This window comes from Haladaptatus sp. HS23 (assembly GCF_056892285.1).
The window spans coordinates 251,396-277,547 of the sequence record NZ_JBXGLH010000003.1 but is presented as its reverse complement, the minus strand read 5'-3'; the positions used below and the strand labels follow the sequence as shown (position 1 = coordinate 277,547).

General features: G+C 59.3%; 27 protein-coding genes and 4 pseudogenes. 14 read left to right on the top strand and 17 right to left on the bottom strand.

Annotated features, from left to right (window positions below):
* Positions 1–69: 69 nt before the first annotated feature.
* From AC1XDK_RS11810 to AC1XDK_RS11795, 4 genes are all read right to left on the bottom strand, one after another.
* Positions 70–726 (bottom strand): helix-turn-helix domain-containing protein, encoded by a 657-nt coding sequence (locus AC1XDK_RS11810; protein ID WP_483350097.1) that lies wholly within the window; start codon positions 724–726, stop codon positions 70–72.
* A 279-nt stretch (positions 727–1,005) separates the two neighbouring features.
* Positions 1,006–1,392, bottom strand: a complete 387-nt coding sequence (locus AC1XDK_RS11805) for a Zn-ribbon domain-containing OB-fold protein (RefSeq protein WP_483350096.1) — start codon at positions 1,390–1,392, stop codon at positions 1,006–1,008.
* Entirely contained in the window at positions 1,389–2,558 is a 1,170-nt protein-coding gene (locus AC1XDK_RS11800; protein WP_483350095.1) for a thiolase domain-containing protein, read from the bottom strand. The genes AC1XDK_RS11805 and AC1XDK_RS11800 overlap by 4 nt, the downstream gene beginning before the upstream one ends.
* A gap of 78 nt (positions 2,559–2,636) precedes the next feature.
* Positions 2,637–3,812, bottom strand: coding sequence for a CaiB/BaiF CoA transferase family protein (locus AC1XDK_RS11795; protein WP_483350094.1), 1,176 nt, complete (start codon positions 3,810–3,812; stop codon positions 2,637–2,639).
* A 106-nt stretch (positions 3,813–3,918) separates the two neighbouring features.
* On the opposite strand from AC1XDK_RS11795, the gene AC1XDK_RS11790 reads away from it, so the two are divergent.
* Entirely contained in the window at positions 3,919–4,755 is an 837-nt protein-coding gene (locus tag AC1XDK_RS11790; protein WP_483350093.1) for an amidohydrolase family protein, read from the top strand.
* A 13-nt stretch (positions 4,756–4,768) separates the two neighbouring features.
* On the opposite strand, the gene AC1XDK_RS11785 is transcribed toward AC1XDK_RS11790, so the two are convergent.
* Together AC1XDK_RS11785 and AC1XDK_RS11780 are read right to left on the bottom strand one after the other, a co-directional pair.
* Positions 4,769–6,004 carry an RNA-guided endonuclease InsQ/TnpB family protein gene (locus AC1XDK_RS11785; protein ID WP_483350092.1) on the bottom strand — a complete coding sequence of 412 codons (1,236 nt, stop codon included), beginning with the start codon at positions 6,002–6,004 and terminating at the stop codon, positions 4,769–4,771.
* A gap of 3 nt (positions 6,005–6,007) precedes the next feature.
* A complete protein-coding gene (locus tag AC1XDK_RS11780) occupies positions 6,008–6,136 on the bottom strand; it encodes a hypothetical protein (protein ID WP_483350091.1) in 129 nt (42 codons plus the stop codon).
* A gap of 36 nt (positions 6,137–6,172) precedes the next feature.
* Between AC1XDK_RS11780 and tnpA (AC1XDK_RS11775) the strand changes: the two are divergent.
* The 5 genes and pseudogenes from tnpA (AC1XDK_RS11775) to AC1XDK_RS11755 all read left to right on the top strand — a co-directional run bounded on the left by tnpA (AC1XDK_RS11775) (position 6,173) and on the right by AC1XDK_RS11755 (position 11,281).
* Positions 6,173–6,586: pseudogene (gene tnpA / locus AC1XDK_RS11775) on the top strand (IS200/IS605 family transposase).
* A 417-nt stretch (positions 6,587–7,003) separates the two neighbouring features.
* A complete protein-coding gene (locus AC1XDK_RS11770; RefSeq protein ID WP_483350090.1) occupies positions 7,004–8,620 on the top strand; it encodes an ArnT family glycosyltransferase in 1,617 nt (538 codons plus the stop codon).
* A gap of 38 nt (positions 8,621–8,658) precedes the next feature.
* Complete coding sequence (locus AC1XDK_RS11765) at positions 8,659–9,297, top strand: helix-turn-helix domain-containing protein (RefSeq protein ID WP_483350089.1); 639 nt, start codon at positions 8,659–8,661, stop codon at positions 9,295–9,297.
* Between the two features lie 117 nt (positions 9,298–9,414).
* On the top strand, positions 9,415–9,774 hold the full coding sequence (locus AC1XDK_RS11760; RefSeq protein ID WP_483350088.1) for a group I truncated hemoglobin: 360 nt from the start codon (positions 9,415–9,417) through the stop codon (positions 9,772–9,774).
* Positions 9,775–10,000: 226 nt separating this feature from the next.
* On the top strand, positions 10,001–11,281 hold the full coding sequence (locus AC1XDK_RS11755; protein ID WP_483350087.1) for an MFS transporter: 1,281 nt from the start codon (positions 10,001–10,003) through the stop codon (positions 11,279–11,281).
* A gap of 122 nt (positions 11,282–11,403) precedes the next feature.
* Here AC1XDK_RS11755 and AC1XDK_RS11750 read toward each other — a convergent pair whose 3' ends face one another.
* On the bottom strand, positions 11,404–11,793 hold the full coding sequence (locus AC1XDK_RS11750) for a DUF7551 domain-containing protein (RefSeq protein WP_483350086.1): 390 nt from the start codon (positions 11,791–11,793) through the stop codon (positions 11,404–11,406).
* Between the two features lie 104 nt (positions 11,794–11,897).
* On the opposite strand from AC1XDK_RS11750, the gene dpsA reads away from it, so the two are divergent.
* A complete protein-coding gene (gene dpsA / locus AC1XDK_RS11745) occupies positions 11,898–12,443 on the top strand; it encodes a DNA starvation/stationary phase protection protein DpsA (RefSeq protein ID WP_483350085.1) in 546 nt (181 codons plus the stop codon).
* 704 nt (positions 12,444–13,147) lie between these two features.
* Here dpsA and AC1XDK_RS11740 read toward each other — a convergent pair.
* Entirely contained in the window at positions 13,148–13,312 is a 165-nt protein-coding gene (locus tag AC1XDK_RS11740) for a hypothetical protein (RefSeq protein WP_483350084.1), read from the bottom strand.
* A 125-nt stretch (positions 13,313–13,437) separates the two neighbouring features.
* On the opposite strand from AC1XDK_RS11740, the gene AC1XDK_RS11735 reads away from it, so the two are divergent.
* On the top strand, positions 13,438–14,214 hold the full coding sequence (locus AC1XDK_RS11735; RefSeq protein WP_483350083.1) for an SDR family NAD(P)-dependent oxidoreductase: 777 nt from the start codon (positions 13,438–13,440) through the stop codon (positions 14,212–14,214).
* A 149-nt stretch (positions 14,215–14,363) separates the two neighbouring features.
* Complete coding sequence (locus AC1XDK_RS11730) at positions 14,364–15,962, top strand: class I adenylate-forming enzyme family protein (protein WP_483350082.1); 1,599 nt, start codon at positions 14,364–14,366, stop codon at positions 15,960–15,962.
* 13 nt (positions 15,963–15,975) lie between these two features.
* Here AC1XDK_RS11730 and AC1XDK_RS11725 read toward each other — a convergent pair whose 3' ends face one another.
* Positions 15,976–17,217, bottom strand: coding sequence for an RNA-guided endonuclease InsQ/TnpB family protein (locus tag AC1XDK_RS11725; protein ID WP_483350081.1), 1,242 nt, complete (start codon positions 17,215–17,217; stop codon positions 15,976–15,978).
* Positions 17,218–17,220: 3 nt separating this feature from the next.
* Entirely contained in the window at positions 17,221–17,349 is a 129-nt protein-coding gene (locus AC1XDK_RS11720) for a hypothetical protein (RefSeq protein ID WP_483350080.1), read from the bottom strand.
* A gap of 51 nt (positions 17,350–17,400) precedes the next feature.
* Here AC1XDK_RS11720 and tnpA (AC1XDK_RS11715) point away from each other — a divergent pair.
* The 3 genes and pseudogenes from tnpA (AC1XDK_RS11715) to AC1XDK_RS11705 all read left to right on the top strand — a co-directional run bounded on the left by tnpA (AC1XDK_RS11715) (position 17,401) and on the right by AC1XDK_RS11705 (position 19,390).
* A pseudogene (tnpA, locus tag AC1XDK_RS11715) lies at positions 17,401–17,799 on the top strand (IS200/IS605 family transposase).
* A gap of 60 nt (positions 17,800–17,859) precedes the next feature.
* A pseudogene (locus AC1XDK_RS11710) lies at positions 17,860–18,929 on the top strand (RNA-guided endonuclease InsQ/TnpB family protein); the annotation flags it as partial.
* 98 nt (positions 18,930–19,027) lie between these two features.
* Positions 19,028–19,390 carry a hypothetical protein gene (locus tag AC1XDK_RS11705; protein ID WP_483350079.1) on the top strand — a complete coding sequence of 121 codons (363 nt, stop codon included), beginning with the start codon at positions 19,028–19,030 and terminating at the stop codon, positions 19,388–19,390.
* Between the two features lie 36 nt (positions 19,391–19,426).
* On the opposite strand, the gene AC1XDK_RS11700 is transcribed toward AC1XDK_RS11705, so the two are convergent.
* The 5 genes and pseudogenes from AC1XDK_RS11700 to AC1XDK_RS11680 all read right to left on the bottom strand — a co-directional run bounded on the left by AC1XDK_RS11700 (position 19,427) and on the right by AC1XDK_RS11680 (position 22,886).
* Positions 19,427–20,401, bottom strand: coding sequence for a CPBP family intramembrane glutamic endopeptidase (locus AC1XDK_RS11700; RefSeq protein WP_483350078.1), 975 nt, complete (start codon positions 20,399–20,401; stop codon positions 19,427–19,429).
* Between the two features lie 123 nt (positions 20,402–20,524).
* Positions 20,525–21,181: a CHRD domain-containing protein gene (locus AC1XDK_RS11695; protein ID WP_483350077.1), complete on the bottom strand. Its 657-nt coding sequence runs from the start codon at positions 21,179–21,181 to the stop codon at positions 20,525–20,527.
* Between the two features lie 259 nt (positions 21,182–21,440).
* Positions 21,441–21,635: a hypothetical protein gene (locus AC1XDK_RS11690; protein WP_483350257.1), complete on the bottom strand. Its 195-nt coding sequence runs from the start codon at positions 21,633–21,635 to the stop codon at positions 21,441–21,443.
* A gap of 81 nt (positions 21,636–21,716) precedes the next feature.
* Positions 21,717–21,923, bottom strand: a pseudogene (locus AC1XDK_RS11685) (zinc ribbon domain-containing protein); the annotation flags it as partial.
* Between the two features lie 78 nt (positions 21,924–22,001).
* On the bottom strand, positions 22,002–22,886 hold the full coding sequence (locus AC1XDK_RS11680; RefSeq protein ID WP_483350076.1) for a transposase: 885 nt from the start codon (positions 22,884–22,886) through the stop codon (positions 22,002–22,004).
* A 190-nt stretch (positions 22,887–23,076) separates the two neighbouring features.
* Here AC1XDK_RS11680 and AC1XDK_RS11675 point away from each other — a divergent pair, with 190 nt between their 5' ends.
* Positions 23,077–23,907 (top strand): SDR family NAD(P)-dependent oxidoreductase, encoded by an 831-nt coding sequence (locus AC1XDK_RS11675; protein ID WP_483350250.1) that lies wholly within the window; start codon positions 23,077–23,079, stop codon positions 23,905–23,907.
* 62 nt (positions 23,908–23,969) lie between these two features.
* Positions 23,970–24,554, top strand: a complete 585-nt coding sequence (locus tag AC1XDK_RS11670) for a cysteine hydrolase family protein (RefSeq protein WP_483350075.1) — start codon at positions 23,970–23,972, stop codon at positions 24,552–24,554.
* Between the two features lie 13 nt (positions 24,555–24,567).
* Here AC1XDK_RS11670 and AC1XDK_RS11665 read toward each other — a convergent pair whose 3' ends face one another.
* Together AC1XDK_RS11665 and AC1XDK_RS11660 are read right to left on the bottom strand one after the other, a co-directional pair.
* Positions 24,568–25,443, bottom strand: coding sequence for a hypothetical protein (locus AC1XDK_RS11665; protein WP_483350074.1), 876 nt, complete (start codon positions 25,441–25,443; stop codon positions 24,568–24,570).
* Between the two features lie 163 nt (positions 25,444–25,606).
* Positions 25,607–26,053 carry a DUF4112 domain-containing protein gene (locus AC1XDK_RS11660; RefSeq protein WP_483350073.1) on the bottom strand — a complete coding sequence of 149 codons (447 nt, stop codon included), beginning with the start codon at positions 26,051–26,053 and terminating at the stop codon, positions 25,607–25,609.
* Positions 26,054–26,152: the final 99 nt, after the last annotated feature.

The window sequence follows — 26,152 nt, the reverse complement described above, 5'->3', positions numbered from 1 at the left end:
GCGTACAAAAGCCCGGAATATCACGGCGAAGCTTTACGCCACGCGTTTTTTGGAGAGGTTCGAAGCGAATCACCGAACGATTTCGCTAAACACCCGTTCCTCGACTTTCCGAAGGTGCTCGCTCGCCGTCGTCGGAGCGATACCGACGACATCGGCGACCTCCTGAAGTGTCGCTCGGCGAGGGACGGTATAGTATCCTGATTCGACCGCCGCCTCCAAGACCTCCTCTTGCCGAGACGTTAACATCCTGCTGAACGATGATTCGTCCGGGTCGTACTCACCCATCTCGAGAATCTCGATAGAGATGGGTCCTCCTTCGTCGACGTCTTCGAACAGCTGTTCGAACGTCTCGTCGGTCCCCAAGCACGTTACCTCGAGGGAATCGGAGGACGTGAAGAAAATCGGCGTGTCGATGACCAGTCGTGAGTCCCGTTGTAGCTCCAGCGCCCGGCGAGCCACCTCCGTCGGGTCGAATCGACTCACAGCCATCCAACGGTCACCTCCAGAGACGAGATAGTCCTCGACGTGGGGCGAAGCCTCCATGATCCGCTTGTACCGTTCCTGACTGCCGCTCGCCTCGGCGAACGACAGCACGGTATCATCATCGAGGAGCTCGATACGGTGAATCGCCCGTCGCTCGATAGACGGGTCATCCGTTAGCTTCGCCCCGAGCGGATGGAACGCACTACCGCCGTTCGGTTCGATGAGAACCGTAAGATATCGCATACGGTGACTTGGAAAGCGTTACCGTAAAAGATGGTGGATAGCCTACATCTCGAGTTGCTCACGTCGTTTGCTCGTTTTCCAAATCTGAAGGTTTCACCAGTATCGAGACGAGTAGCGTGGATTCGACGATGTAGCTCCTAAATCGGGCTCCCGACCGAATAGCACCCGTTCGACGGGAGATTACCGTCGTGGTCTACCGGGAGTCCGACGCTTCCCCGGAGAGACGAAAGTGAGTCGCGCGTCGAAATCGCCCTCCGGGATTGTAAGGCGATGGCAGCCCTATTCCACCGGTTCGAACGCGGGTGCCGGCATGCCGTCGAGTTTGACGGTATCAACGAACTCCACGAAGTCCCCGATTTGTACCCCCTCGGTTCCCTCGATTCTCCCCATGACCTTGGTCTCGCCGAGGTCGATGACGGCGACCTGATACGGTCCATCGAATCCGACCGGCGGGACGGTTATCGTCGTCTCGCTGTGGACGGTGCCGGTGTCCGGCAAGGGGTAAACGTCGAGGTTCCGGTCACCACACTCGATACAGGCGCGTTTGGGCGTCGCGGTGACGTGCCCGCAGGACCGGCATTCGAGGCCGACGAGGGCCCCCTCTTCGAGGTGGTCCCGCCAGTCGGCGTAGGGTAGCGCCTCCGAGTGTGGCTCGTTTCCACTCATGCTCGTGCCTCCAGAACGGTCACGACGGTCGTTGCGGCGTCGCCGCCGAGGTTGTGCGCGACCGCGGTTTTCGCGTCTTCGACCTGCCGGTCGTCCGCGTCGCCGCGGAGTTGTTCGGTCAACTCCACGAGTTGGGCCGTCCCCGTCGCGCCGATGGGATGGCCCTTCGCCTTCAGGCCGCCACTCGGGTTGACAGGCATCTCGCCATCGACGTAGGTTTTCCCCTCCGCCGCCGCTCGTCCGCCGGTTCCGTCCTCGAAGAGACCGAGCGCCTCGATTGCCAGCACTTCGGCCCCGGTAAAGCAATCGTGGACTTCGGCGACGTCGACGTCGTCCGCGGTGATTCCGGCCTGTCCGTAGGCCTCCGCGGCGGCGTTACGGGCGGCCCGCGTTTCAGGTAGCGACACCTTGTCCGCCAGCGGCACCGCGTCGGTTCGGTGTCCGACACCGGTAACGGACACCGGTTCGCCGGTGAAACCGTCGGCGAGGTCGTCCGAGACGACGAGGACGGCCGAGGCACCGTCGGAGAAGGGACAACAGTCCATGAGGTGGAACGGGTCGGCGACGACCGGACTCTCCAGCACCGCCTCGACGTCCGTGTCGCGGCCGAAGTGTGCCTTCGGGTTGAACTGCCCGTGGTAATGGTTTTTGACGGCAACTTCGGCGAGTTCCGCCTCCGTCGTGCCGTTCTCGTGCATGTGACGCTTCGTGAGGAGGGCGAACACGCCGGGAAACGTTAGCCCGGTCGGTTGTTCGTACTGACGGTGGGACGCGCCCGCGAAGATACGCGTCATCTCGCCGGTTCCGAGCCCCGTTTTCGGGGTACAGCGTTCGACGCCGCCGACCAAGGCGACGTCGTGGATTCCCGATTCGACCGCCTGTACGGCGTGTTTGAACGCGTTCGAGGAGGTCGCACACGCGTCCTCGAACCGCTGGCAGGGGATTCCCTGTAACCCAATGTGTGTCGCCAGTTTCGGCGCGAGGTGGGTGTCAGATTCCGTCTGCCCGCCTAACGCGTTCCCGAGGTAGAAGGCGTCAATTTCGTCGCCCGCGATACCCGCGTCGTCCATCGACGCGAACGCGGCGTCCGCGAACAGTTCCTCTAGTGGCCGGTCGTGCGGGCCGAATGGCGTCATCCCGCCTCCGACGATGGTAGCTCTTGTCACTACACCCATCTCCTTCGAGGAGTGTCAATAATCCACCGCCCCACCGTGGAGTAGAGCGAAAAACAAGGGCAAATCCCGTCAGGTCTCTTCGAGCTCGTGGGTCAACCGTACAATCGTATCAGCCGAAATCCCCGCCTCGCGGAGGATGCTTTCGGTGTGCTCCCCGTGCTTCGGAAATTGCATCGGAACCGACGGACCGTTCGGGTTGAACACAGGAAATCCAATTCGAGGCGGAATGTTACCAGTCTCGTCATCTGTTTTGACGACCATCCCACGTGTCCTTGCCTGTTCGTGGTCGAACGCTTCGGAGACCGTGTAAACGCCGCCGACGGCCGTGTCCACGTCGTCTAATTCGTCGAGCCATTCCGCCATCGGTTTTTCCTCGAACACCTCACAGAGGGTATCCCGCACGGTCGTCCGAACCGCCGGGTCGTCGCTCAGGTGCTGATCCACCAATTCTGGGTGGTCGATGGCCGAACAGAGCGCCTCCCAGAACTTCGGTTCGAGCGCGGCAACCGTAAGGTAGCGGTCGTCGGCGGTGCGATAGATATCATAGCAGGGAAACTGGCCGGTTAACATCGTTTGCCCCGGTCGCGGCGTCGTTCCGGCGAACGCGCCACTGGCGAACACCTGTGCGAACGACAGCATCACGTCGGTCATCGCGACGTCGAGGTACGTCCCGCCGGTTCCGCGCTCCCGCGAGAGCAGCGCGCTCACGATGCCGAACGCGGCGAACAGGCCGCTCGCCATATCCACCATCGGATAGCCCGGAATAGTCGGTTTCGAGTCCTCGTCGGGGCGTGTCATGTCGAGGAGGCCGGTGAGTCCCGCGTAGTTCAAGTCGTGACCCGCCCGGTCCGCGTTCGGTCCTGTCTGGCCGTAGCCTGAGAGCGAGACGTAGACGAGGTCCTCGTTGTACTCGGTCAGCGTCTCGTAGTCGATTTCCAACCGCTCCGTGACGCCGGGGCGGAACGTCTCGAAGACGACGTCCGCCGTCTCGACCAGTCCGTAGAACGCCTCGCGCCCGACCTCGTCCGAGAGGTCGAGAGAGACGCTCTGCTTGCCGCGGTTGACAGCCTCGAAAATCTCCCCGAACCCACTCTCGCCGATGGGTTCCATCGACCGGGCGTAGTCGCCGTGTCCCGGCTCCTCGATTTTGACCACCGTCGCGCCGAGGTCGGCGAGGAGTTGCGTCGCGTACGGGCCGGGAAGGAGTCTGGAGCAGTCGAGAACGCGCACGTCATCGAGTCGCATACGGGGAGAAAGTGGAGGAGCAATAAATCGTTCGGGGTCGCGGGTCGGCGGGAGGAGACATGCGACGGACCCAATCCTTCAAACGATTCGCCCCCAATCGTGATGTATGGCCGTTTCGGGAACCATCGACGGACACGTTCACCTCATGCCACCGCGACTGATGGCAGCGATTCGGAAGTCCCTCTCGCAGGAGGCGGGGTGGACGTTCGACCATCCAACGGAGCGCGAGGCGATGGAAGCGCACCTGCGCGAGGCGGGAATCGAACGGTACGTCGCGCTTCCCTACGCCCACAAACCGGACATGGCGGCGGAGTTGAACGACTGGGTGCTGGCGGAAGCGGAAGCGTCGGAGATGGCGATTCCGTTCGCCACGGTACACGGCGATGACGACGTCGAACGCGTCGTGAGGAAAGCGTTCGAGGCGGGTGCGCGGGGGTTGAAGTTCCAGTGTCCGGTACAGGAGTGTGGCCCCGCGGACCCGCGGCTCGACCCAGCATTCGAGTTGGCCGCCGAGTACGACCGTCCCATCGTGTTTCACGCCGGAACCGCGCCGATGTTCGAATCGAGTCCCCACGTCGGGGCAGACCAATTCGAGGAGTTCGTCGAATCCTACCCCGAGGTGCGCGCCTGTGCGGCCCACATGGGAACGTTCGAGGCGGAGGCATTCATGGACTTCGCGCGGGACCACAAGTCGGTGTTTCTGGACACGACGATGGCACTCTCGCCGCGCTCCGCAGACGTGTTGGGGTTCGACGCTGGCGAGATCCCTGACGAGGCGTTGGTCGAACTCTCCGAGTCGGTCATGTTCGGCACGGACTTCCCGAACGTGCCGTATCCGTACGAGGAGGAACGGCGGGGACTGATGGAGCGCGAGTTACCCGCGGACGCGTACGAGGACGTCTTCCGCCGGACCGCGGAGCGGTTTTTGGGTAAACGGGCGTGAACGTCCCCCGCGGTCAAGCCACTGGGCTTCCTGCTTCCACGACGTACTTTGCATCCACCCGTCCCGAGTGACGAGCGAACCTAGGGAGCACAGTCTGCACAGGCGTTGATTCGGACCGTCCCGGCCCTACATGAAAAGATTTGAGTCCCCTGTCGAGGATGTTCTTTGCCGCGTTCAAGTCCCGGGCTTCGGTGTGCCCGCACGCCGGACACGAGTGTTCGCGTACCCACAGCGGCTTTGTTGTTTCCACACCGCACTGATTGCATTCTTTCGTCGTACCACGAGCATCGACGCGAACGACGTGCGTGCCGTACAGGTTGCCCTTGTATTCCAGCAAATCGAGGAACCGAGACCACGAAGCGTCCTGTTTGTTCTTCGCCGGCTGACTAGTTTCCAGCATCGGCTTCACGTCCAAGTCTTCGACCGCTACCACGTCGTATTCCCGAACGAGCCACGTCGAAAGCTTGTGCTGAAAGTCGAGCACCTTCCATCGGATTCGGCGCTTTGCCTTGGCGACCTTCCGACGTTGGTTCTCCCAGTTGGCAGACCCGTGTTGCTTGCGGTCGAGCGCTCGCTGTTGGCGGGCGTACTGTTCGTACTCCGATTCCAAGTCCAAACACTCCACGGAAAGGTCCTCGGACGTGTGGATGTACGACTGAATCCCGAGGTCCACACCGATACAGTCGGCACGGTCGATGTCTTCTGGGTCTGGTTTCGCGGGAGTATCCACTTCGACTACGAAACAGGCGAACCATGCGCCGGTTCGTTCTTTCTTGAGAATGGCGCGTTTGACGTTCTCCGTGTCGGGCAAGTCGCGGTGTGCTCGTATCGGTATCTCGCCGATTTTTGAGAGGGTAAGCGTCCCGAAATCGTGGCCCGTCGTGTGATTGGCGTTGAAGCCTTCTGACTGGTACGCTACTGACCGAAACTCTCCTGCACCCTGCCACTTGAGCCGTCCTGTTCTCCGACCGTTCTCGCGGTGCTTTTTGAGCACCTTCTGGTCTTTTTGTATCTGTGAGACCGTCTGTTGGGCCGCGTGTGCCGACACTTCGGCAAACATCGACCATCGACGCTTCCACTCGGTGAGTTTCCGATGTTGGTCGTAGGCACTCGGACGGTCGTTCCACGGTGCTCGGTAGTAGTCGCGGACGGCGTGATTCCGTATTTGTCGGTGAATCTCGATGTGACGCCACGCTTCGCTCGCCGTGGTTTCGTCGGGGTAGGCACGGAAGCGAAGCGTGATGTCCATTCGCTATTCGGACTCCTTTCGCTGTTGCTCTCGAATCGCTTTCTGAAGCAACCCGCTCGGAGAGAGGTGTGGTTGGTCGTCCAGCCACTCGCCTTCTTCGTCCGAGACGGTGACAGTATATCTTTTGCTCACACTCTAAGTGTGTACTGGGACATCTTAAGCGCATTGATGCATAAACTGTGCATTAACGTTCGTCACGGGAATCATACCGTTTATACAGTAACTATCACTTTGTCTGGTGTCCGAAGTACCGGCATACCATACTCGATAAGATGAGCCGTCGTTGGAACTGAGTATCCGAACGGTAGCCGAACAGTACGGATACGACATTCTCTCGTTGCATATCGCCCCGGACCACGTGTGCATCTGTTCTTGTCGGCACACCCGAAACACGCTTCGAGCGAAATCGTTTGAACGATTAAAAGCGTCACCGCCCGAGAGATGTGGAAACAACACGAACCGTTGCTCGAACGGGTGTTATGGGGTGGTGGTTTCTGGGAACACTCGTTTTACGTGAGAACGGCGGGAGAAATGAGCAATTGGACTGTGGAACGATATATCAACCGCACGGGCACTGTCTAGATAAGGAAAACCAAGTGATAGCAATACGTTTGTCGAAGTTTCACCCACCGATCGTAGGTGGCTGATTCTTGATATCGAGATTGGCTGCACGGTGAGAAGACGGAATTTGGCTGCTTCACCGAAAACCCAGTCATGATAATATAAAGTTATCCATTCGATACTCCGGTTACAGGCGCTGAAACGCCACTCAACAACAGAATCGTTTAACTAGACAGTACCACCACACGGAACATGTCTGAATCGAGCGTACGCGATTCACCCTCGGGGTCAAGCCCCGAGGCACTCTCGCTGTTTTTTCTGTAGAAAACGGACGTGAGAAGGGGAGTAGCAAGCGGACAACGACCCATGACAAGCGCTCCCACAATCGGTCAGCAGCGTTATTGTATGCCGATGTCTCCTCCCGCGTAGAGCCCTCGAATGAGTCCCACACGCAACACGGGTAGCGGACTTCTCGGCGACGACACCCCCACTCGGTCGGACCGGTTGTGTCTCAGTGTCGCGCTGGGAGTCGGCACGGTCGTGTTCGTCTCCTATCTCCTCCTCTATCGCTATCCCGCACACGGCGCGGGACTGTACTTCGCGATGGCGGACCAGATTCTCGCACACGGCTATCGAATGCCGCACACGATTCCCGGCTACACCGCCGACGGAATCCCGTTCGCGTATCCGCCGCTCGTCCCGTACCTCATCGCCGTGGTCCGCGATACGACGGGACTTGACCGCATCACGCTCGCCCGGTACGTACCTGGACTACTGACAGTTGCGTACCTCGTTCCGTACTACTACCTCGCGCGGGAACTCCTCGACTCGAAATCGAGTGCCGGTATCGCCGCGGTCATTCTCGCGACGACGCCCGTCGTCCTCAAATGGCACCTCGCCGCCGGCGGCATCCTCCGTTCGGTGGCATTCCTCCTCACGCTGACGGGACTGTACGCGGGCGTTCGAATGTACAAGCACGGAGCGAGGCGATGGCTCCTCCCGTCGATGGTGCTGTTCGGCCTCACGATACTCACCCATCCGGTGTACACGACGTTCTTCGGGGTGAGCTATCTGCTTCTGTTCCTCTCCTTCGACCGGTCGCGTCGCGGATTGCTATCCGGTGCCGCGGTCGCAGTCGGTGGAGTCGGGCTCGCGTCGCCGTGGTGGGTCCACGTCGTTTCGGTTCACGGCCCGGGGATATTCACCGCCGCGGCCGGAACGCACGCGGGGGTTTTGGGGGGAATTCCACGGCTCCTCGGCTCGTTCGTGTATCCGCTGCTTCCGAGCGTCGACTGGCCGTTCTACGTCCTCGCGTTCGGCGGAACGGTGTGGCTGTGTTACCGACGGCGCTTTTTCCTCCCCGTCTGGTTGGTGACGACTGGCTATCTGCTGCGGCAGAACCGATTCTTGCTCGTCCCCGGTGTGATGGCTGCCGCGGTTCTCATCGCGAACGTTGGCGTTCCGATGGTGCGAGAGAAAGCAAAGGTGACGGTTGGCACACCGTCCCGCCGTCACCTGCTCTCGTTGCTGTTGCTCATCTGTTTCGGTATCGCGGCCGCCGGAAGCGGAGCGGTCACCACGGGTGACGCGGGGCCGGCCGTCAAAACGGGCGGGACGCTCCCGGCACCGTACATGAACGACAACGACGAGCGAGCGATGGAGTGGGTGACACGAAACACACCGACTTCGGCCCGATTCGTCGTGCTGGGCGACGCAGCCGAGTGGTTCCCGGCGTTTACCCACAGAACAAGTCTCATCAGTCCGTGGGGCGTCGAATGGCGGGGGAAAGAACGGTTCAAACACCAGAAGGAACTATACGATACCATCTCGGACTGCGGAAACGCTACCTGTCTCTCGCAGCTGCTCGCCACGGAGAACGTTCGACCGGACTACGTTTACGTGCCCAAGGGACGATACACGATACGCCGCGATGACCGCGTCCAGTCGTCGGAGATGCGACGCACACTCGTCGAATCCGAGGGGTATCGCCTCGTATATGAGAACGACGGCGTAATGATATTTCGAGTGACCGCCCGCTCGACGGTAGAGACGTGAATTGATTCGCTTTTACGTGAGGGCAGAATGGTCTAGGTATGGCCTCCGGAATCCACGTCCAGCTTGCGGTGAGCGACGCGGACGGCTGTCCCGTCTCATCCGTCAGCGAGGAAGCGGAAATCGAGTCGTTGACCGTGGATCGACATGCCACGCGGACCACGACGGAAGTCGTGGGTGAGCTAACAGTGGACCATGCCGACGACGAAAGGACAGAACCGGACGGAACGAAGGAAGTGTTCGCCGACGACACGAAATCTGTATACCGATATACACACGGCGACGAGTGTCCATGCCAGCGCCTACCCAATCACGGATGTCCAGTCCGTACCCTCCGGGCCGAGTCAGGACGCCTCCTCGTGTCGTTCATCGCTCCGGACCGCGAAACGCTTCGAGGAGTCGTCGCCGACCTGCGTTCGTGTTGTGGAAGCGTCGCGGTGAATCACCTGACGCAGTCCGGGGGTACTACCGAACCGTCGTTGCTGTCAGTGGACCGCACGGCGTTCACCGACCGACAGTACGAAGCGCTCGAAACGGCCCATGAGATGGGATATTTCGAATCGCCGAAGGGGGCAACTGCCGAGGAGGTCGCGTCCGAAATCGGAATCGCCGCACCAACGTTCCTCGAACACCTCTCGGTCGCTCAGACGAAGCTCCTTGACCAATTGCTATCGGCGTGAAACGGGGCGACGTGCCGTGTTCACAACCACCTTGTCACACATCAACATCATGTTAAATAAACCCGAGTATGGTAGTGAAAGGGTGTATTCGGAATCCGCACCGACGTAGCAGTGACGATGTCACAATCAGTCTATCGCAAAATCGGTGGCCAGCGCGCAGTCGAAGCCGTCGTCGAGGAGTTCTACGACCGAGTGCTGTCCGACGAGCAACTGATTCCGTACTTCGACGGGATGGACATGGACGAACTGCGCGCCCACCAAATCCAGTTCATCAGTTCGGTCGCGGGCGGGCCGGTGGAGTATTCGGGTACGGACATGCGCGAAGCACACGCTCACCTCGACATCGACGAAGCCGACTTCGATGCCGTCGGCGAACATCTCGAAACCGCACTCCGGACGAACGGCGTGAGCGAGGAGAACATCGAGAAGGTCATGGCCGAAGTCGTCGCGCTCAAACAACCGATTCTCGGCCGATAGTGGGTCGGTTCGGTCGGGAAATTCGATAGAACGGGACACTGAGGGATGACAACGGGATGGAGAGGGGGACGACAGTGATGCGAAGGAAAAGTCGTGGAACGATCGACGTCGAAACTGCCGTAAACCGTCCGTTTATCCCTCCGAATCGTTTCAGTCTAGCCATGAATAGAGATTCGTTTTCGCGCTGTTCGAACACGACGGGAATCGGAACGACGGTGGATACGGAGTGAGTAACGACCACGACACGCGAACGGTCGTCCTCAGCCTCATCGCGGGCGTCTTCTTCGGCGGCGTCGGTGGCGGCGTCGCCTTTCCGACGCTCCCACGCCTCGGTAGCCTCCTCGGGTTTTCGGCACTGACCGTCGGGATCATCCTCGCAATCAACCGTTTCACCCGGATGCTGTTGAACACCCCCGCCGGGACGATTCTCGACCGGTTCGGAACGCGGCGACCCATGCTCGTCGGCTTCACGCTTCAGGGCCTCGCCCCGTTCGGCTACGTCCTCGGACTGACGGACTCGTGGACGAACGGAGTCGCCGGTGTACTCCCGGTGACGGCGACCGCCGCGAGCGCCACGACGTTCGCCGGGTCGCGCGTGCTGTGGGGCATCGGGTCCGCGTTCGTGTTCGTCGGAGCGTTTAGCACGGTGACAAAGGTGACGACGCGGGAGAACCGCGGAAAGTGGACGGGGTACCTTCGTGGCGGCCAGAGCCTCGGCTTCCCCGCGGGGTTGGTCGTCGGCGGACTCGTCGCGAACTTGTACGGTTTCACTCCTGCGTTCCTCGTGGCGGGGGGTGCCGGGTTGTTCGCGGCGCTCGTGGCGTTCTTCGTCCTTCCGGATTTGAACCCGAACGTCGAGAACGACACAGGACTCAGTGAGATTCCGGGCATCGTGGCCGCCGACGTTCGCGTCCTCTCCGTTGGAGTGGTGAACTTCGTCGTCCGATTCCTCTTCGCCGGAGTCCTCCTTTCGACGGTCGTCGAGTACGCCGCCGTCGTCGGCATCCGCATCGGCTTTCTCGACGCAACGGGAATCAGCGGCGTCGTGATGGCCGTCAGCGTGCTGTTTTCCAGCGGAACCACGCTGGTAGCGGGACCGGCCTCCGACCGCGTTTCCAACCGCGCGTTCGTCTCGATTCCGTCGCTCGGCTTTCTCGCCGTCGGCTTCGGCCTGCTCGCGCTCGTGCCGTCCCTCCTCGGAACGTTCGTCGGCGTAGCCATCATCGGAATCGGCGTCGAGGCCGTGAACATTCCCCTCCTCGCCTATCTCGGTGACATCAGTCCCGAAGACGACGTGGGAAAACTCGGCGGCGTGTACAACGTCTTCGGCGACTTCGGTTCGACGCTCGGCCCGCTCGTGGCGCTCCCCTTCGCGGTTCGGTTCAGCTACACCACGGAGTACTTGGTCTGTGTGCTGCTGGTGGTTCTGACGGGGATGCTCGCTTCGGTCACGTTGCTCGGTAACGAAGGCAGTCAGCGTCCCATCTCCGTCCCCAGCGACGACTGAGGGCGATTCCTCGTGGGTTCGGGTCGAGCGTTTTCCAACGGGGGTCAGGCGTCCCGGACCGCTGCCCGAAGGAGTCCGGTTTCGTCGGACTCCGACGGAGTTCGTATCGATAGCCCCAACTCCTAGTCATTGGCATCGACCGAACGCGCCCACTCTATCGACACTGAATCGGGGTGGATTCGGCGGAGTTCGATGGCGAGCGGAAGCGTCGGGAGATACCGGCCGTCCCCGTTCAACGCGTACTCGGTGAGCCTGACGAGCCAGTCGCGTGAGGACGCAGTGCCGTCCACTGCCGTAAGTCTGTAGTCGGAGACGATGGACACCGAAACAAGATGTTCGAACATGGTCTCTATCGTCGCCTCATCGTCGACTGTCGGCGGCAATCTGTCCGCCGCCACCGTTAGCACGCGGCCCTGTTCGCGTCGTCCGTGGCTCGAAAGACGATACAGCCTATCAAACGACCGAATACGGCATCTCAGAGGTTCCCGAAATCGAGGGATAGGAATCCACAACCGTTCAAATGAGTTTAGGTAGTCCAAAAAATCTTAGGTCATCCGAAAAAATACTTTTATCTTTGAAAAGGTATATGCGTATGGCGCACGCAGTAGTAGTTGCAATGAGCATTCAGGAAGAAGTTCGGCAGGAAGCCGGTACGGTCGAGGAGAACCCGCTCCGCCTGGACATCGACAAGGCAGAACAGGTAATCGACGCGCTGAACACGGACCTCGCGGACGCGTACGTTCTCTATCACCAGCTACACAAGCACCACTGGAACGTCGAAGGTGCAGAACACCTCCAGATACACCTCTTCCTGCAGGAGGCATACGAGGAGGTCGAGGAGGCGGCGGACGAGATCGCGGAGCGCGTTCAAGCGCTCGGCGGCGTTCCCCACGCGAGCATGACAGCGCTCTCGGCGGCTTCGACGGTCGAACCCGAGGACGAGGACGTCTACGACATCCGAACCTCGTTCCAGCACGACCTGGGCATGTACGGCGACATCATCGAGAGCTACCGCGAACACATCGAACTCGCGAACGGACTCGGAGACTACGCGACCGAGGAGATGCTCCGGGAACAACTCGAAGACATCGAAGAACACGCACACACCATCGACCACTACCTCGAAGACGACACCCTCGTCCTCGAATCCGCGACGCACTGATCGAATCGTACGATCCGACAGAAGAGCTGACGGATCGATCGAAATCACTCTTCACTTGGAACAGTCATCTATCGAGGCCTAAACAGAACAAGCCGAGAGCGCTGTGATTGATCGAGGCCGTTCACCAGTCTTGGACGCGGCGTTGGTCGAGATTATCATCCAGTTCCGTGAATCGGGTATCGTCGATAAGAATCTCATATATGATCTTTTGGTGGGTTTCTTGGTTAGATCACGCATCTTCTCTCCCAACGTCTAAATCGATTCTTTTCCCCTCTTTTCCGATGTTCCGTGAATTACCCGCTCGATTGCGGTACACTCCGCTCGCTCCCGAGGGCAGGGTTTCGATTTGGACTCACAGTCCTAGTGGTCTTAGTCATCAACCGGTCGGAATGTCCCCGTCGAAGAAATCATTTTCTACCCCCACCCCCCCACGTTTCCGACGTTTCTTTTAGCATTCCGCTAGTAACTAACTCCAATCAGAAAGCACGACATTTTGCCCTCTAACCGCCGTTACTCGGGAGTACGGTGATACTGATCTCCAGATTTATTTGGTCACAAACCGGTTCGATAAAAGTAGCTCCCGTAGAGTTTCGTAGAACGTCAGAAACGTGGGGGCTCGATATCTGGTTGACGGACCAGTTTTCAATGGTAACAAAGTTCTCACGGTAGGAGACTCGACAAAAATCAAACGGCCCGAAGTGATACTACCGCTGTAACGGAACGACCACGTCCGTCGCAATCCACCCGTCCGTGTTGCCGTCTTCGAGAAAGACGAACCGTTCAGGGCATGTTTCACAGAGGTTGATATCGGGCGTCGTCGGGTGTGTAGCGTGGGTTGCTTCGTCAATGGGCCGTGAGTTGACAACCATCGGAGATTTTTAGGGGGGCCTAAAACAAAAAGGATTCGATTCTTCGTCGGTGCGGGTAGAGGCGTCGTGATGACATGCATGAGTCCGGAGGAACGATTTTGTAGCCGCCCCCCGGAGATAACGTCATGACGGTGCTCGACGCATTCAAGTTGGACAAGCGGGTAGCAATCGTGACAGGCGGGAACCGTGGCATCGGTCGCGCCATCGCGACGGCCCTGGCGGAAGCAGGTGCGAACGTCGTGGTTGCGAGCCGTGACCAAGAGCAGGCCGAGACCGCAGCGGGGGAAATCGCTGCGGAGACCGGTGCCGAGGCGCTCGGAGTGGCGTGTGATATCACAGACGAGGGCGCGGTGACTGCGATGGTCGAGGCGACCGTCGAGCGGTTCGGCGGCGTGGACATACTCGTGAACAACGCCGGTATCGTCGTCCACGAAGCCATCGAGTCGATGACGCTCGCCGAATGGAACGCGGTAATCGAGACGAACCTAACTGGAACGTTCCTCTGTTCGCGCGCCGCCGGCCGGGAGATGATGGACGACGGCGGCGTCATCCTCAACGTCTCTTCCATGTCAGCGTACATCGCGAATTACCCCCAGCGACAAGTGGCGTACAACGCGTCGAAGGCCGGATTGGAGGGGTTCAAGACGCAACTCGCGTCGGAGTGGGCGGAACACGGAATCCGCGTGAACAATTTGGCTCCGGGGTACGTCGCCACCGACAACGCGGACCAAGGCGCGCAAGTCGCAGAGGACGCCGTCGACGTCTGGACGGGGGAGATGCTACAGGACGAGATGGCCACACCCGAAATGCTCGGCCCGACGGCGGTATATCTCGCAAGCGACGCATCGGCGTATATGACCGGGGAAACGGTCGTGTTGGACGGGGGCTACACCGTTCGATAGTAGCGTCGTTGTATTCTGGTCGAAAATACTGAAAAATGTCGGGCGAGGGGTCGTTCGAACCTGAGGGCCGAGTTTTCCCTCGCATGGTGACTGCTAGCAAGAGTCGAAATCTTTACCCCCTCTTCCGAAAATGATGTGGATGACAGTTCATGAAGAAGGAAATGACGACGATGGATTTCCTCGACCGCGCCGTGGACCTCTACGACGACGTGGTCGGCGTCATCGCGGACGACGGCACGGAGTACACCTACTCGGAGTTCGACGAGCGGGTCAGTAGTCTCGCGAACGTACTGGCCGAGCACGGTGTCGAACAGGGCGACCGCGTGGCGATGCTCGCATCGAACACCCACTACTTCCTCGAAGCGCTGTACGCGACGAACCATCTGGGCGCGGTGTACGTCCCGATGAACTACCGCCTCGTTCCCGAGAACTACGAGTACATCCTGAACGACTGTGAGGCGTCGGTCGTCATCGCGGATTACGACTTCGCCGAGAAGGTAGAGGCGGTCCGCGACTCGATTCCGGCGGAGACGTTCATCGGCTACGAGGCCGACGAAATCGACGGCGACTGGGAGGATTACATGTCGCTCGTGGACGAGGCGTCGGCCGACCCGCCGGAGCGCGCGGACATCTCGGAGGACGACGACGCCAGCGTCAACTACACGTCCGGGACGACCGGCGACCCGAAAGGCGTGGTTCGAACCCACCGAACCGAACACTGGCACGCGCTCGTCCTCAACCAGCACATGGAGATTCGGGACGACGACACGTACCTCTGGACGCTCCCGATGTTCCACTGCAACGGGTGGGGCCACACCTACGCAATCACGGGCACCGGCGGCACGCACGTCTGTCTGCGGAAGTTCACGCCGGAACGAACGCTCGGGAAGATTCGGGACCACGACGTGTCGTTCATGTGCGGCGCGCCGACGGTCCTCAACCGCGTCATCGCCTACAAGGAGAACAACCCGGACGTGGAGACGACGGGCGACAGGGAAGTACGCATCGCCACCGCCGGGAGCGCCCCCGCGACGGCGACCATCGAAACCGTCGAGGACGAAATCGGCTGGCGCATCATTCACATCTACGGCCTGACCGAGACCGCACCCATCATTACCACGTCGAACTCGCCGCGCCGCCTCGCCACGCGCGGGCGCTCGCTCAAGGTCAAACAGGGCAGCGAGACGCTCTGTACCGACCTCCGCGTCGTCCACGACGATGGGACCGACGTGCCTCCCGATGGTGAGACGATGGGCGAAGTCGTCGTCCGCGGCAATCAGGTGATGGACCGCTACCTCAACAAACCGGACGCGACCGAAGAGGCGTTCAACGACCGCATCTCGGGCTACTTCCACACCGGCGACCTCGCCACCATCGACGAGGACGGAATGATTTCGATTCAGGACCGAAAGAAGGACATCATCATCTCGGGCGGGGAGAACGTCTCCTCCATCGAAGTCGAGGACGTGCTCTACGACCACCCCGACGTCGCCAAGGCGGCCGTCATCCCCACGCCGAGCGACCAGTGGGGCGAGTTGGTGACCGCCGTCGTCGTTCCGAAACCGGGCGTCGAACTTTCCGAGGACGACGTGGAGGCGTTCTGCCGCGATCGAATGGCCGGATACAAGATTCCGCGCAAGATTCTGGTACAGGAGGACCTCCCCGAGACGGCGACCGGGAAGGTGCAGAAGTACCAACTACGAAAGGAGTTCTGGGAAGACGAGGAGCGACTCGTCGGGCAAGGGTGAACGTCCCCCGCGGTCAAGCCACGGGGCTTCCTGCTTCCACGACGTGCTTTGCATCCACCCGTCCCGAGTGACGAACGAACGCAGGGAGCACAGTCTGCACAGGCGTTGATTCGGACCGTCCCGGCCCTACATGAAGAGATAGTTTGGTGAGTCCCCTGTCGAGGATGTTCTTTGCCGCGTTTAAGTCCCGGTCTTCGGTGTGGCCGCATGCCGGGCACGAGTGTTCGCGTACCCACAGCGGTTTACTGGTTTCCACACCACACTGGTTGCACTCTTTGGTGGTTCCACGCGCGTCTACACGAACCACGTGCGTGCCGTACAGGTTGCCCTTGTATTCCAGCAGGTCGAGAAACCGCGACCACGAAACGTCCTGCTTGTTCTTGGCCGACTGGCTGGTTTCGAGCATCGGCTTTACGTCTAAGTCTTCGACCGTTACTACGTCGTATGCTTTGACCAGCCATGTCGAAAGTTTGTGCTGAAAGTCGAGCACCTTCCACCGAATTCGACGTTTCGCACGGGCGACTTTCTGGCGCTGTTTCTCCCAGTTGGCCGACCCGTGTTGCTTGAGGTCGAGCGAGCGCTGTTGGCAGGCATACTGTTTGTATTCCGATTCGAGGTCCAAACATTCGACCGAAAGGTCCTCGGACGTATGGATGTACGACTGGATGCCGAGGTCTACACCGATACAGTCGGAACGGTCGATGTCTTCCGGGTCCGGTTTCGGGGGAGTATCCACTTCGACTACGAAACAAGCGAACCATGCACCGGTTAGTTCTTTTTTTAGAATGGCGCGTTTGACGTTCTCCGTGTCGGGCAAGTCGCGGTGTGCTCGTATCGGTATCTCGCCGATTTTCGAGAGGGTGAGCGTCCCAAAGTCGTGGCCCGTCGTATGATTGACGTTGAAGCCTTCTGACTGGTACGCTACTGACCGAAACTCGCCTGCACCTTGCCACTTGAGCCGCCCCGTTCTCCGACCGTTCTCTCGGTGCTTTTTAAGCACCTTCTGGTCCTTTTGTATCTGTGAAACCGTCTGTTGGGCGGCATGAGCCGACACTTCGGCGAACATCGGCCATCGACGTTTCCACCCGGTGAGTTTTCGGTGTTGGTCATAGGCGCTCGGGCGGTCGTTCCGCGGTGACTGATAGTAGTCGCGGACGGCGTGGTTGCGAATCTGGCGGTGAATCTCAATATGTCTCCACGCTTCGCTGGCCGTGTTTTCGTCTGGATAGGCACGGAAGCGAAGCGTGATATCCATTCGCTATTCGGACTCCTTTCGTCGTTGCTCCCGAATCGCTTTCTGAAGCAACCCGCTTGGTGAGAGGTGCGGTTGGTCGTCCAACCACTCGCCTTCTTCGTCCGAGACGGTGACAGTGTATCTTTTGCTCACACTCTATGTGTGTGCTGGAGCATCTTAAGTGTTCTAATGCGTAAACTGTGCATGGTTGTTCGTCGTGGGAACCCCACGGTCTATACAATTAACTATCACTTCGTCTGGTGTCCGAAGTACCGCCATTCCATCCTCGATAAGATTGAGCCATCGTTGGAACTGAGTATCCAAAAAGTGGCCGACCAATACAGATACAAGGTTCTTTCGTTGCACATTGCTCCGGACCACGTACATCTGTTCCTGTCGGCACATCCGAAACACCCCCCAAGCGAAATCGTTCAAACGATTAAGAGCGTCACCGCACGAGAGATGTGGCAACAACACGAACCGTTGCTTGAACGGGTGTTCTGAGGCGATGGTTTCTGGGAACGCTCGTTTTACGTGGGGACGGCAGGAGAAATGAGCAATCGGACTGTGGAGCGATACATCAACCGCACGGAGCATGTCTAAATCAAGCTTACGCGATTCACCCTCGGGGTCACGCCCCGAGGCACTCTCGCTATGTATTCTGTAGAACGGTTATTCGACAACCTCAAAGACCTCTCCGGATCAAGCGAAAGGGGTACGGCGTCGGGATGCTCAAGTGGAAACCGCCACGGGAGTTCCGCAGTTTCACGTACATTCAATCCGGCTTCAAGCTCGACAAGAAGGGCGGTCGGACGGTACTGTTCCTTTCGAAACTCGGAGACATCCCGATACGGCTTCACCGCGAGATACCCGACGGCGTGAAACTCAAACAGGTCACGCTCAAGAAGGAGCCGACCGGCGAGTGGTACGTCACCTTCGGCGTCGAACTCGACCGTGGGCCGCCGATGAAACCCGAGAATCTCGAGTGGTGCGTCGGCATCGGCGTAGGGATTCTCAAGCACGCTCACGATACCGACGGTCACGCCGTTGGGTCGCTCAACCTTTCCGATGAACGCGAGCAACGGAAGCTCTCGCGGAAGCAACACGGCTCGAACAACTACGAGCATCAACGTCGGACGGTGGCGAAGTGCCACGCCGACCTGAAGCGAAAACGTCGGGACTTCCTACACAAGTTCTCTGCGTACTACGCCTGTGAGTATGACCTCGTAGCCGTCGAGGACTTGAACGTGAAGAGGATACTCGAACCTACGTCGAACAGTCGCAACACAGCGTCCGCGGCGTGGCGAACGTTCCTCTCGTTGCTCGAATACAAGTGCGAGCGGAACGGGACGCACTTCGTCGTCGTTGAACCAGCGGCGACAACGAAGGAATGCGCGGCGTGTGGCGTTTCGACCGATAAGCCGTTGTGAATCCGCGAACACTTCTGTCCCGCCTGCGGTTTCACGGCGGGTAGGGACGTGAATGCTGCATGGAACATTCTTTCTCGGGGCATTAAGCAGGTAGGAGTGGGACACTTCGAATTAACGTCTGTGGAGACTGCGCTCCCTGTGGATACATCAGTATCTGCAAAGCGCATCGTTGAAGCAGGAAGCTCTACCCTCAAGCGCGAGCCGTCAGGCGAGCGGTGTTCACAGGCGAATCGAACCGGTTCTCTATTTTTCTCGGTATGTCGAGTGAACGGACTGAACAACCGACAGACACACCATGTCTGAGAGCGTTATGCCCCTCGGGGGAACAACAGTGAACCGATACGACATGAAGGCGGGACGAGTCGAAAGCGAACGAAAACGCACGAGAGGGGGGCGATAGTATGGCGTTCATAGACACGCTAATCGTCTTCATCGTCAGCCTGCTCATCGGCGGCTTCGGTATCTACGTCGGTGCGAGGGTGACGACGGAGTACGCGGGAAGCTACGGCCACGCCATCATCACGGCGCTAATCGGAGCCATCGTGTGGGGCATCATCAGCTTCTTCGTCGGATGGATTCCGATTCTCGGCGCGCTGTTGGCGCTGGTCGCGTGGATCGGCGTCATCAACTGGCGCTATCCCGGCGGATGGGGGACGGCTATCGTCATCGGACTGGTGGCGTGGTTTGCGGCCGCAATCGTCCTGTATCTGCTCGCGCTGTTCGATATCATCGCCTCGGGGGCGCTCGGGATTCCCGGCGTCTGAGTCACTACCCCGAGAAATATCGACCTTCAGCAGTAGTTAGCGCAGTTCCGGGGTCCACACGGACGAACACAGCGAGAGCCGTGCGCCGCGTGAACGGACCCACCACGCGATAGCGGCCGTTCCGACGGCGATAGCGCCGACGCCGACGAGACCAGCCTCGGGGCCGAACGGTCCGCCAGTGAACACGCGCGGGCCGACCTGTTCGGTCGCAACGACGGTCACTGGCAGGCGAAGCCCGCTGACCGAAAAGCCGTAGACGCTCGTTTGAAACAAGTTCCACGAGATATGTAACCCGATGGAGAGGCCGAGTTCGCCGGTCAACAGATAGCCGGATGCGAGCATGATTCCGGCGAGGACGATGACGAACGTACTCGTGAGCGTCGCGTTCGGGTTGAAGACGTGCCCGGTGCCGAAGATGACCGACGAACAGAGCGCCGCGACCGCAACCGCCGCGTCGCCGGATAGCCATCGGAACCAACGGAACCCCTCGGCGAGGTTCGTGAGGAGATAGCCGCGCACCAGCAGTTCCTCGCTGATGCCGACGAAGACGAAGAGCAGGACGGACGTGCAGAAGACGACGGCAAACGACAGGCCCGACACCGTCCGAAAGGTCCCGGTGACGCGAATCCACCCGAGCGCGAGTTCGAACAGAAATATCGCGGTCATGAGCGCCGCACCGAGAGCGAGGCCGAACCCGAAGTCGAGCCACCACGACCGCGACAGATGAAGGCCGAAGTCGGGGAACCGCCGCCGGTCGATGAACCGCCCGACGAGATACGTGAACAGGACGACGACGACGAGTTCGAGCGACGTTTGAAACAGCAGGGTGCCGAGACGACCGAACGACGCGAACTGGAGTCCGACGAAGACGGACACCAACACCGGACGGAGCGAAAAGGCCGCCGCGAGCGAGACGATTCCGAACACGATTACAGCGACGGCGAACCGCCACGGGAGGCGAAGGCGTCGGTCCGCCGCGTTCCAGAAGACGTTCTTTATCGAGGCGAGCACTGCGGGAGACTACGACGAGGAGGCTGTTAATTCTTGAGCCGTCACGGGGTTCGATTCACGTCGTTCGTTTTTGGTTGAAAAGAGGGACGATATCGGAATCTCCGTTTCGAGGCCTGGACACCGTTATCGGCACTCTGTTTCGGAGATATTCACGTCGAGTGACGGCGCTCCGCTCGCTCCTTCGTCGCCACGAGCGCCGATGCTCGTTTCGAAACCGACATCGACCGCTTCGGCGGGGTAGATTTGGTCGCGAATCTCACCGTCCGGATACTCTTTCGAGTGGACGTTGACGTAGGTCTTTCCGCCGGCCATCTCCGTCGTGAGGTCGTCGAGCGAGGACCCTTCGTACGGTCCAACCAAATCGTCGTCGGAAATCGTTCCAGTAGCGACCACACTACTGCCGAACAGGTGCTGTTCTTCCGTGGCGTCGCCGTCGACGAGATTGACGATATGTGGGCCGCTTTCGCCCGATTCTCCCGTATGGATGTGCGCCTTGGTTACCGGTGCGTCGAGTCCGAAGGCGAGGAGACCGTATTCGAGTTCCGCGTCGGTCGTCCGACGGAAGACGGCGACACCTCGCCCGTTGCTGTCAACCGAGGGGACTTGCTCATTTCCGGTAAGTAAACCCGTACTGTACAGTTCGGTCGATGGCGGCTGTTCGGCGGCCGAATTCGAATCTGTGTCGTCGTTCCCGGTGACAACTCCAGCGCTGATGCCACTGAGAGCGACGGTTCCGAGACTTAGGAGTTTGAGCGTTTCTCGCTTATCGGTATCTGGCATTGTGGGACCGTTTATTGAAATGGTTCGAAGATACTAAGATATTATTGCCACACATTAGTGCCTAATATAATCTCGATGTAGAAAGATATGAATACTGTTCTATCTACGACAGGGACGGACGATTACGTGTCCAATCTCTGATTCTTCGATACACATTCGGTCACGGATTCCGAAGAAGACCACATGTCCTCGGATTGGAATCTCGACGGAAAAGTTGCCCTCTTGACATCCTCCCCGCGCTAAAGCGCGAGGATTCCTCTTAGGGCGACACAGCCAGTCGTCGCCCGGAGGAGTTTTCTGATTCGCTCACGCCTCGTTGGTGTAGCGACCCAAGTGTTCGCACCGTCTCGCTAACGGTTGCTCTCCACTCGTGGTCATTCCACTGGAAGTACGAGACACTAAACGTGTCTTCGTCCCGTGCGCGTCCAGCGTCACGGGGAGCGGGCCGTGCCATCGACCCTCGTTTATCACTCGGTTCAAACCACTCCGAGACATCCACGTTTTCATTGCCAGCGAGAATCAACGACGCGCCAACAATATCCGAATGCGTCTCTAACTCGCATTCATCACACGAGAATTCATCCCCATTACGAGACACATTTTCAGACGCACAATGCGGGCATGTTGAACTCGTATCGTACTCCGGAACGTCTTCCAGTTCCAACCCTGCCACCTCGAACGTCTCGTCTAACCGGTCGGTGAGCTGGCCGTGCGACCAGAAATTATGCGTCTTCTGATTCACTGTCGCTGACCAATGCGTATCAAGGACGTCCGACACATCCCCGACATACACTGTTTTAACGCCTTGTGAAAGAAGCCATTACGCAGCGTGTTTCACGGCGGCGTCTCGATGATGATCTCGCCGATCATACAACTCATCGAATTTGCGTCGGATTCGCTCACTCGAATACACTCCTTCAGGAAGAAGTGATTGCAGTTCCGAGATTTCGTCGTATCCGTGCTGGAACTCTCTGAACTGCGGGCGTGCATGGAACACGAGCGAATCACCGTCGCTCGTCACGATAGAGAGCGTGTTGTTTGCACCGACGTCGATTGCGGCGCTGAGGGGATCTTTGTTGTCCGTGTTCTCGGGTGAGTGTGATTGTGAAAAATCAGCCTGTCGGACTACTTCGAGGTAGTCTGGCTGTACAGTGACAGGCTGGTTGACACGGAAACACTGTGATTCTTCATCAAACGCGATATCGAGTCGGCACGACTTCCCCTTCCACCGTGGCTTTCCTCGGAGTTCCAATTCGACGAGATACCCCCGTCCGGGAATCTCGTATTTGTCGTTGAGTGCTTTCCCGACCGGGATTTTGATTGTTGACTGGTCGGCGTTCCAGTCAATTTTGTACAAGTCACCGCGAACAACCGACTTCAAGTCGTAGCCGTCTCTTCGGTTGCCCCAGTAGCCGGGTGGACTTGGATTCTTATTCTCCTTTTCTCGAAGTTCATCGAATGATTTCCATGCTTCGGCGTTCTTGCGCACGAGCTGTTGGCACGCAGCTTTACTGATGACTGGAGCGTAGTCGTCGTACAAGTCGGTGTATGTCGCTTTCTTCCAACTTCCGGTGTTGAAGAAGGATTGGCGGCGTTTGTAGTTGAGTTGGTTGTGGAACGCGCAACTGGCGGCGAGCCATTCACACAAACACGCTTGTTGCCACTTTTCAGTGGTGTGAGCGGTGAGTGAATTGGTTCGCCGCATACAATACTACATACTGTGAGTCATCTTAATGGCACGGATATTTTGCGTGTATGAGAGTGCTGCTTTGAGAATGTGGGTGTCGCGGGGGGAAGCATTTGAGCGTGGTTAGTGTAGATAGTTGTCGGATTCATCCCCGCCCTAAAGGGCGAGGCTTTCTCCTTGACTTTCCGTAACCGGCGGCACGAGCGGAATCGGTCGGGAAACGGCGCTCGCGCTCGCCGACCGCGGTGCCTCGGTCGCAATCGTCGGCCGGAACCACAAACGAGGACGCGATGTCACACGCGAAATCGACGCTCGAAACGGCGACGGGTGGGCGGAACTGTTCGTTGCCGACCTCGCCTCGCAGGAGAAGGTCCGCAACCTCGCAGAGGAGTTCAGGAATCGCCACGACAGACTCGACGTGCTGGTCAACAACGCGGGGACGTTCCGCAATCGGCGGACGGAAACCGAGGACGGCATCGAAGCGACGTTCGCAGTCAACCACCTCGCGCCGTTCCTGCTCACCCATCTGTTGGTCGATTTGCTCGTCGAAAGCGCGCCCGCTCGGGTCGTCACAGTCACCTCCGAACTGCACGAACGCGGCACCATCGACTTCGGCGATTTGGGCCGCGAGAACGAGTACGACGACATGGAGACGTACGCCCAGTCGAAATTAGCGAACGTCCTGTTCACCCGCGAGATAGCCGAGCGACTCCGCGGAACCGGCGTGACCGCGAATGCCGTCAACCCCGGCTTCGTTCCGGAGACGGCGTTTACCCGCGAAGCCTCGATTCGCGGACGACTCACCTTGGGCCTGTTTTCCCGCCTCCCCCTGCCGTTCACCAAAAGCGTCGAGGAGGGCGCGAAGACGGTTATCACGGCCGCGGCATCACCCGAGGTGGCCGACGTGACCGGCGAATACCTCAGCGACGGAAGAATCGCGGAATCCTCCGAGGAGTCGCGCGATAGGGACGTTCGAAAGCGGTTGTGGGACGTGAGCGCCGGATTGGTCGGGATTTCGCCGGAGTATCCGATTCGGTAAGTGGTCGATATCGACTGGAACCGTTTTGTCCGTTCGCTTCCAACCATCACCCGGGGGATACCATGACTGACGCACTGATAGTCATCGACATGCTGAACGACTTCGTGACCGGGAAAATCGCCGCCGAGCGGGCGGAAAACATCCTTTCACCGCTCGACCGACTCGTGACCGCGGCGCGCGAGAACGGCGTTCCGGTCATCTACGCGAACGACGCCCACCGACCGGAGGACTTCGAGTTGGACGTGTGGGGCGAACACGCCATGCAGGGGACGGAGGGCGCGGCGGTGATTCCCGAACTCGAACCCAGGGAGGGCGACCACGTGTTCGAGAAGCGCACTTACGACGCGTTCTACGGCACGGGATTGGACGAACACCTGCGGAGTTTAGGGGTGGACCGGGTGGTCCTGACCGGCCTTCACACGAACATGTGCGTTCGCCACGCATCGGCCGGTGCGTTCTTCCGCGGCTACGACATCCTCGTCCCGGAAGATTGCGTCGAGGCCTTCAGCAGAGAGGCCCACACGGAAGGACTCGAATACCTGAAAGACGTGTACAACGCGGAGATAACGATGGCGGACGAACTCATCGACGAGTGGGAGACGACCACATCGACCGACGCGGTGAGCGACGAGGGAGCGGTGCAATAGTCGACGCGACGAACTATCGTCGGCGGAGCGACCGAACCGTCTCCTGTAGCTTCCGAAGTGACGGAAGACTGTCCGAGGTACCCGTTTCCGTGGTGGTTGGGCTTTTGGACCCTGTGGCATCGGCCGCCCGAGTATTCGAACGCGATGTGTCGCGTGTCGTCCGAGTGTGTGGTCTCGATTCGGTTTCGTGAACCGCTTCATCCCGTTCTGTCTCCGCTTCTGACCGCCACGTGGGGAGGTCCACGGAGAGGTTCGACGCGACGACGCCGGTCAGCAGACCCGTCGAGGACGCCAAGACCGCTGTTTGGAGTTCGAGACGACCGAATCCTTTCGGGTCAAACTGCAGGAGCGTCCACACCAGTCCGGAGACGAACAGGACCACCCCTGCGGCTGTCAGCCATTCGTTCGTGTCGGACACGCCGCTCTCTCGGTCCGTGATCCGCATTACGGCGATGCCCGCGACGAACTGCAGGGCGAACACCGTCACGAGAAATCCGAGGGCTGAAACGGCCGCGAACGGGTCCCACGACGGAAGTATGGAGGTGAACCCACCGAGGGGGTCGTTCGGGGCGAGACCGGCGACGAACTGGAGAACCGCCGTAAGAACCGCGGCGGTCACGGTGTCGATGACGCCGAAGATATCGACGAGCAGTCCGATTTCGCCGTCGAGGAGCGCACGCGCGAGGTCACGAACTGTCTGACTTCCAGAGAGTTCCGCGAGGAGGAAGAGGCCGAACGGCGGAATGGCACCGAAAACGACGACGTATCGTGCGAGGCGGAATGGGATGGTACTCTGACGTGCGCTCTGCACGACGAACCAGACGATGGCGACGAGCGGAACGAGTGCGAACGGCGATTCGTGGAGGACACCGATGGTCGTCTCGAACATGGAGGTGGGCAGACGAACAGAGCATTGCAGTTCCGCATAGAGAAACTTTCGGCTCCGCTCGCGAATCCGAGAGTGTCAATTCAGGGTGAATAATTAGTGAATTCGGCTGCGAACTACCAGTCGGAACAGGAGGGTATCCCGTTTCTAGAGTTTCGAGATCGAGCTATTCGATTTCGATTTCGACGACTTCGGGGTCGTTGAAATCGTCGTCAAGCGGGTCGTGTGCGAGGTCTTCCAACACCAGTTCGATGTTGCGAACGTTGGCTTTCCACACCGCGTCGATGATACCACCGACGATGGGAAGCGAGCCGCCGACCACGTCGATGGTCACGTTCGCTATCATCCGTAGGAGAGTGGTGAACGAGACTCCCAAGCGTGCCGCTTCGAGGACGAGATATAACGCCAGACCCGCGCTGATGACGTCGCCGATTCCCGGAAGCGCGCCAAGGATGGGATCGAGGCCGACGCGGAAATCGGTTCCCGGAACGCGCATGAAGTCATCGAAGACACGCGCGACGGTGCGCATTCGGTCTATCGCCGCACGGTCCAGCGTCGGCGGTAACTCGCCCTCGAAGTCGAACTCTTCTTTCAGGTCCGAATGGTCGTTCATAGGCGCATCTGATTCCGCGGCCCAATAAAGCCGACGGCAGTATTAGAAGAGGTCATGCCGCTAATTCTATGTGAACACACAGGAACGATATCCCAGAAT